The sequence below is a fragment of the Pedobacter sp. 01T416_2 genome (assembly GCF_056398925.1).
The window spans coordinates 1-5,590 of the sequence record NZ_JBFTQI010000585.1 but is presented as its reverse complement, the minus strand read 5'-3'; the positions used below and the strand labels follow the sequence as shown (position 1 = coordinate 5,590).

Annotated in this window: 6 protein-coding genes; 4 read left to right on the top strand and 2 right to left on the bottom strand. The window is 36.9% G+C overall.

The annotated features are described in order from the left end of the window. The 4 genes from AC1DPQ_RS20750 to AC1DPQ_RS20735 all read left to right on the top strand — a co-directional run. On the top strand, nucleotides 1–196 hold a 196-nt coding region (locus AC1DPQ_RS20750), incomplete at its 5' end, for a winged helix-turn-helix domain-containing protein (RefSeq protein WP_477610738.1). Beyond that, complete coding sequence (locus AC1DPQ_RS20745) at nucleotides 197–1,549, top strand: ATP-binding protein (protein ID WP_477610737.1); 1,353 nt, start codon at nucleotides 197–199, stop codon at nucleotides 1,547–1,549. Nucleotides 1,550–1,782: 233 nt separating this feature from the next. After that, on the top strand, nucleotides 1,783–2,136 hold the full coding sequence (locus AC1DPQ_RS20740) for a hypothetical protein (protein WP_477610736.1): 354 nt from the start codon (nucleotides 1,783–1,785) through the stop codon (nucleotides 2,134–2,136). Nucleotides 2,137–2,160: 24 nt separating this feature from the next. Then, a complete protein-coding gene (locus AC1DPQ_RS20735) occupies nucleotides 2,161–3,087 on the top strand; it encodes a bestrophin family protein (RefSeq protein ID WP_057932456.1) in 927 nt (308 codons plus the stop codon). A gap of 145 nt (nucleotides 3,088–3,232) precedes the next feature. Here the strand turns inward: AC1DPQ_RS20735 and AC1DPQ_RS20730 are convergent, their stop codons facing one another. Continuing rightward, on the bottom strand, nucleotides 3,233–3,580 hold the full coding sequence (locus AC1DPQ_RS20730; protein ID WP_477610735.1) for a hypothetical protein: 348 nt from the start codon (nucleotides 3,578–3,580) through the stop codon (nucleotides 3,233–3,235). Nucleotides 3,581–3,985: 405 nt separating this feature from the next. Beyond that, nucleotides 3,986–5,590 (bottom strand): DNA gyrase subunit B (locus tag AC1DPQ_RS20725; RefSeq protein WP_477610734.1); only part of this gene is annotated, 1,605 nt, incomplete at its 5' end.

The window sequence follows — 5,590 nt, the reverse complement described above, 5'->3', positions numbered from 1 at the left end:
GTATATGGCCAAAAACAAATCAAAAATTTTATCGCGGATAGACATTTTAGAAAACGTTTGGGACATCGACTTTAACCTTGGCACCAATGTGGTTGATGTTTATGTTAATTATCTTCGCAAAAAAATAGATAAAAATTCCGATCAGAAACTCATTCACACTGTGGTAGGCTTGGGTTACATATTAAAAGAAAAATAAATGGAGATAGCCAAGAAAATCACTTTACTTTTCGCCATTTTATCGGCAATTATTATCTCCTTATTAAGTGGTTTTGTTTGGTATTTTTCTAACGACTTCGCCTTTGAAGATTTTTATAAACGTTTAGAGGCCAGGGTTAATATTGCTGCCCAGATTAAATTGTACGAAGACGAAAACAATAAGGTTTACGCTAAAATGCGTAACCAATACCTTGAGCGCCTGCCTTCAGAAAAAGAGTATATCATTGAAGCTGGAAAACCAACCAATAAATTGGACCGAGAGCTACCAGCTAGTTTTTATAACCGCATAAATGCCGGATATGTAGCACGCTATCGTGTTGAGAATCACTTTTACGCTGGAAAAATCTTTAAAAATCCACATAAAGGATATATAGTGATTGTTTCTGCAAATGATCCTTTCGGCTTTCGGGAGCTAAAAGACCTGCAAAGAATCCTGATTATTGGCTTTTTTCTTTCTGTTGTTTTATCTTTTGTAGTTGGCKGGAAATTTTCTAATTACATGTTAATGCCCTTAAGAAATATAATTAAGAGCGTAAAAAAGATAAAAGCAGAAAATTTGCACTTAAGACTGGATGTAAAAGAAGGCAACGATGAAATGTCGCAGTTGGCCCAAACCTTTAACAATATGCTTAACCGTTTAGAAACGGCTTTCGAAACACAAAATAACTTTATCAGCAATGCTTCGCATGAATTAAGAACACCTTTAACTATTATTAGTGGCGAGGTTGAACTAGCGATGAAAACCGTTGAAGATAACCCTAAACAACACAAAGCTTTATCTAAAATTAAAGACGAGGCAGAAAGATTAGAGCATATCTTAACCAGTTTACTGGGTCTGGCACAATCTGGATTTAATGGAAAAAACCAACCCTGGGAAGAGGTACGGATGGACGAATTGTTATGGGAAATTAAAGAATCAGTTAACCAGGTACATCCCAACAGTAAAATAGAAATCGACTTTACCAAACTCCCTGATGATGAAGAATTACTAACCCTGCGGGTAAACAAAAACCTGATTAAGCTTGCCATCAGCAATATTGTAAACAATGCCTGTAAATACTCAAATGAGAATCTGGTAAGCATTAGTATCGAAAGCAATGCTAATATGCTCTCAATTGCTGTAACAGATAGGGGAATCGGAATACCGCAAACAGATATACAGCATATATTCGAACCCTTTTATCGTGCATCTAATACCAATGATTTTAAGGGATATGGCGTTGGCTTACCGCTTTCATTGAATATTATCCGTTTACACCGAGGTAGTATTGCTATTAAATCGCAGGAAGGGGTTGGTACTGAGATTAAGGTTTTATTGCCGACGAAAAGTTAGTTCGTTTTAATGGTTAATTGTTTAAATCGTTAAAACTGGTTAACTGTTACTAGTCTAATGGTACAATTAACCGATTAACCAGTTTATACAGTTAACCAAACTTACAGCCACTCCAAAAGGTAGTACACTCTAATCTCATTCTAATCTTACTCTTATTTCGCTATAATAACATCACGCTAAACTTGTATAAATAATTTTCCTTTAAATTATCGGATTCTATAACCGATATGTTAATGTTGAGTCGCCGCAGCCGCGATTACGAAAATGTTAGCGACGAATTTTATCAGCAGATAAATCAGGCCAAGGCAAAATACCCTAGTCAGATCAATGCCATTGGAATCGAATATTTTTACGGAAGTACAGTAGCCGCTTTCAAAAACTTTATCGAAGCTTTTGATGTAGAGCGCATTGCCTACTTGAAAGAATACAATTTTACGCCGATCAACAAGTATAGCATCGACCCTAAAATATTAACAGAACGTGCAGGCTGCGAAGTAATTCAATTAAATACATTAACTGTTCATGCCAGTGAAAATTTAATTGACACAAAAATATACGAAACACAGTTGCAAGAAGCAAACGCTTAATTATCACATTTTAAACTTTATACTATGCTGTTACGAAATAATATTCCGCTCACTTATATATTCGGAAAGATCAAAAAAGAACTCCTGTTTGTTATTGGCTACTCTATAGGTATTGTGGTATTGTATGAAAACTTTCATGTTACACGCATTTCCATTCCTGTAGCTGTACCAGCGCTGCTGGGAACAATCATTTCACTTCTATTGGCGTTCCGGTCTAACCAGGCTTACGATAGATGGTGGGAAGCCAGAATTCTTTGGGGTGCTATTGTTAACGATTCTAGAACCCTGTCGCGCCAGATATTATCTTTTGTAGAAAATCCTTATGGTTTAGATGAGGTTGAGGCATTTAAAGAACGTTTTATAAAAAGGCAGATTGCCTGGTGTTATGCCTTAAGTCAATCGCTAAGAGGTTTTAACCCACGCAAAGGTTTGGAAGAATACCTGTGTGCAGAGGAAATCGCTTTTATTAAAAAACGTAAAAATGTAACTACAACAATATTGGAGTTACACGCCATGGACTTAAAAAAGGCATTGCAAGAAGGCTGGATCAATAAATATCAGCAAATAGAAATCGATAAAACCATTACAGCTTTATGCAACCACATGGGCGGATCGGAAAGAATAAAAAACACCGTTTTTCCGGTTACTTATAGCAAATATATTAACATGTCTATCCATCTATTCATCGTGTTACTGCCTTTTGGCTTAATTGAATACTTTGGTTACATGGAAGTTCCATTAGTGGTTGCCATAGCTGCCTTCTTCCTATTAGTAGAAAAAATGGCGGTGCATCTTCAGGATCCTTTTGAAAATAAACCTACAGATACCCCGACAACAACAATTTGCCGAACTATCGAAAGAGATTTGTGCCAAATGCTGGATGACAATAAAATATACGAGGACAAACCTCAAACCGAACTGGCACCTGTAGGGTCATATTACATTCTGTAATAATCATTGCCATAAAATAATCTCATCCATTGAGATGGTTAGTTAATCAAAATGTACTTGTACTGGATAGCACAGTCATTTTGAAAGGTTTATAGTAATACAAAGCCATTCGTAAACAGAATGGCTTTGTTTTTATATTGCTAAATTAATTTACGACTACAGTGTGTGTTCCATCTGGATTAACAATTATTGATGTGCTTCCATTATTAATTACAGTAGAATGTGTTGCGTTAGGATTTACAATAACAGATGTACTCCCATTATTGATCACAGTAGAATGTGAACCGTTTGGATTAACAATAGTAGATGTGTTGCCGTTTTTGATCACCGTTGAGTGCGTGCCATCCGGATTAACTATTGTTGCCATATTCCCGTTATTTACCACAGTTGAATGAGTTCCATTGGCATTAACAATGGTAGAAATATGTCCGGGGCTACTAAAAGCTGAATGTGTAACATAGGGATGCATTGCTATTGAGGTCTTATAATCCATTGAAGATTTTAGCTTAGGGATAACCTTCAATTTCAACAATTGAGTCGCTGGACGCGTCTTTTGACTTTTACGCTGTGATTGCGCACTAACTATTATCGAGCCCGATAATAGCAGTAAAATAATTCCTGCTTTTTTCATTTTGATTTTATTTGTGTGTAAATAAATTTACAAAATAAAACGCGACACATTCATAATATAGCAATAAATTAATAGCCTATTTTCGGGCGAAGTCAGATGTTTCCATCTGACTTATGACAATTAAATTTATCCAAACTAGAAAAATTCAATATAGTGTAAGGTGGTAACATCTTACACCACGATCCAACAAAAAACCCTCTCCAAGTTTAATCTTGAAAAGGGTTCATTTATTTTGATATCAGCTTTTTCTTTGAGCGTTCAGCTCAATTAAGCATCAATTTTCGCATATTTTGCATTACGCTCAATAAACTCTCTACGTGGAGCAACTTCATCGCCCATTAACATAGAGAAAGTGTGATCGCATTCTGCAGCACTTTCAATAGTAGCCTGTAATAAAGTACGTGTAGCTGGGTTTAAAGTAGTATCCCAAAGTTGTTCTGCGTTCATCTCACCCAAACCTTTGTAACGTTGAATGTGTACGCTGTCTTCTTTACCATTACCTTTAATACGTTGTACAGCTGCATCGCGTTGTACATCATTCCAGCAATATTCGAAATCTTTACCTTTTTTAACCTGGTAAAGCGGTGGCGATGCAATGTAAACATAACCTGCTTCGATTAATGCCCTCATATAACGGTAGAAGAATGTTAAAATCAAAGTGGTAATGTGAGAACCATCAATATCCGCATCCGTCATAATTACGATTTTGTGGTAACGTAATTTAGTTAGGTTTAATGCTTTATCATCTTCTGGCGTACCAATACTCACACCGATAGCGGTAAACATGTTTTTGATCTCATCATTCTCATAGATTTTGTGCTCCATCGCTTTTTCTACGTTCAAGATTTTACCTTTTAGTGGTAAAATAGCCTGAATATTTCGATCACGACCTTGTTTAGCGGTACCACCCGCCGAGTCACCCTCTACCAAATAAATTTCACATTTTTCAGGATCACTGTCTGAGCAATCGGCCAATTTCCCAGGCAAACCAGAACCACCCATTACACTCTTACGTTGAACCATCTCACGCGCCTTACGTGCTGCAGCACGGGCCGTAGCAGCTAAGATCACTTTGTTAACGATCATTTTAGCCTCTTTCGGATTTTCTTCCAAATAAGCACCTAAAGCTTCACCAACAGCAATATCAACCGCACCCATTACCTCGGTATTACCCAATTTGGTTTTGGTTTGGCCTTCAAATTGAGGTTCTTGTACCTTWACCGAAACCACAGCTGTTAAACCTTCTCTAAAGTCATCACCGGTGATTTCCATTTTCAGGTTTTTCAATAGGCCAGATTTATCGGCGTAACTTTTCAGCGTACGTGTTAAACCTCTACGGAAACCTGCAATGTGTGTACCTCCTTCATGTGTATTGATGTTGTTTACATACGAGTGCACATTTTCTGAGTAGCTATCGTTGTACTGAAAAGCCAGCTCAACCGGAACGCCATTTTTAATACCATCGATATAAATCGGTTCTGGTAAAAAAGATGCACGTGTTCCATCTAAAAATGTAACAAACTCTTTTAAGCCACCTTCTGATTCAAAAACTTCTGATAAAAAAGTACCATCATCCAATTTCTCACGCTCATCAGTTAGGGTTAATCTAATTCCTTTATTCAGGAAAGCCAACTCACGTAAACGACCAGCTAAAGTATCGTATTTATATTCAGTAGTTTGTGTGAAAATGGTAGCATCTGGACTAAAAGTTACAATGGTACCGCGTTTATCGGTTTCACCAACTTCTTTAACATCGTATAAAGGTTTACCGATATTATATTCCTGCATCCATATTTTACCTTCGCGGTGAACTTCGGCTTTTAGATGTGTAGATAAAGCGTTAACGCAACTTACCCCCACACCGTGTAAACC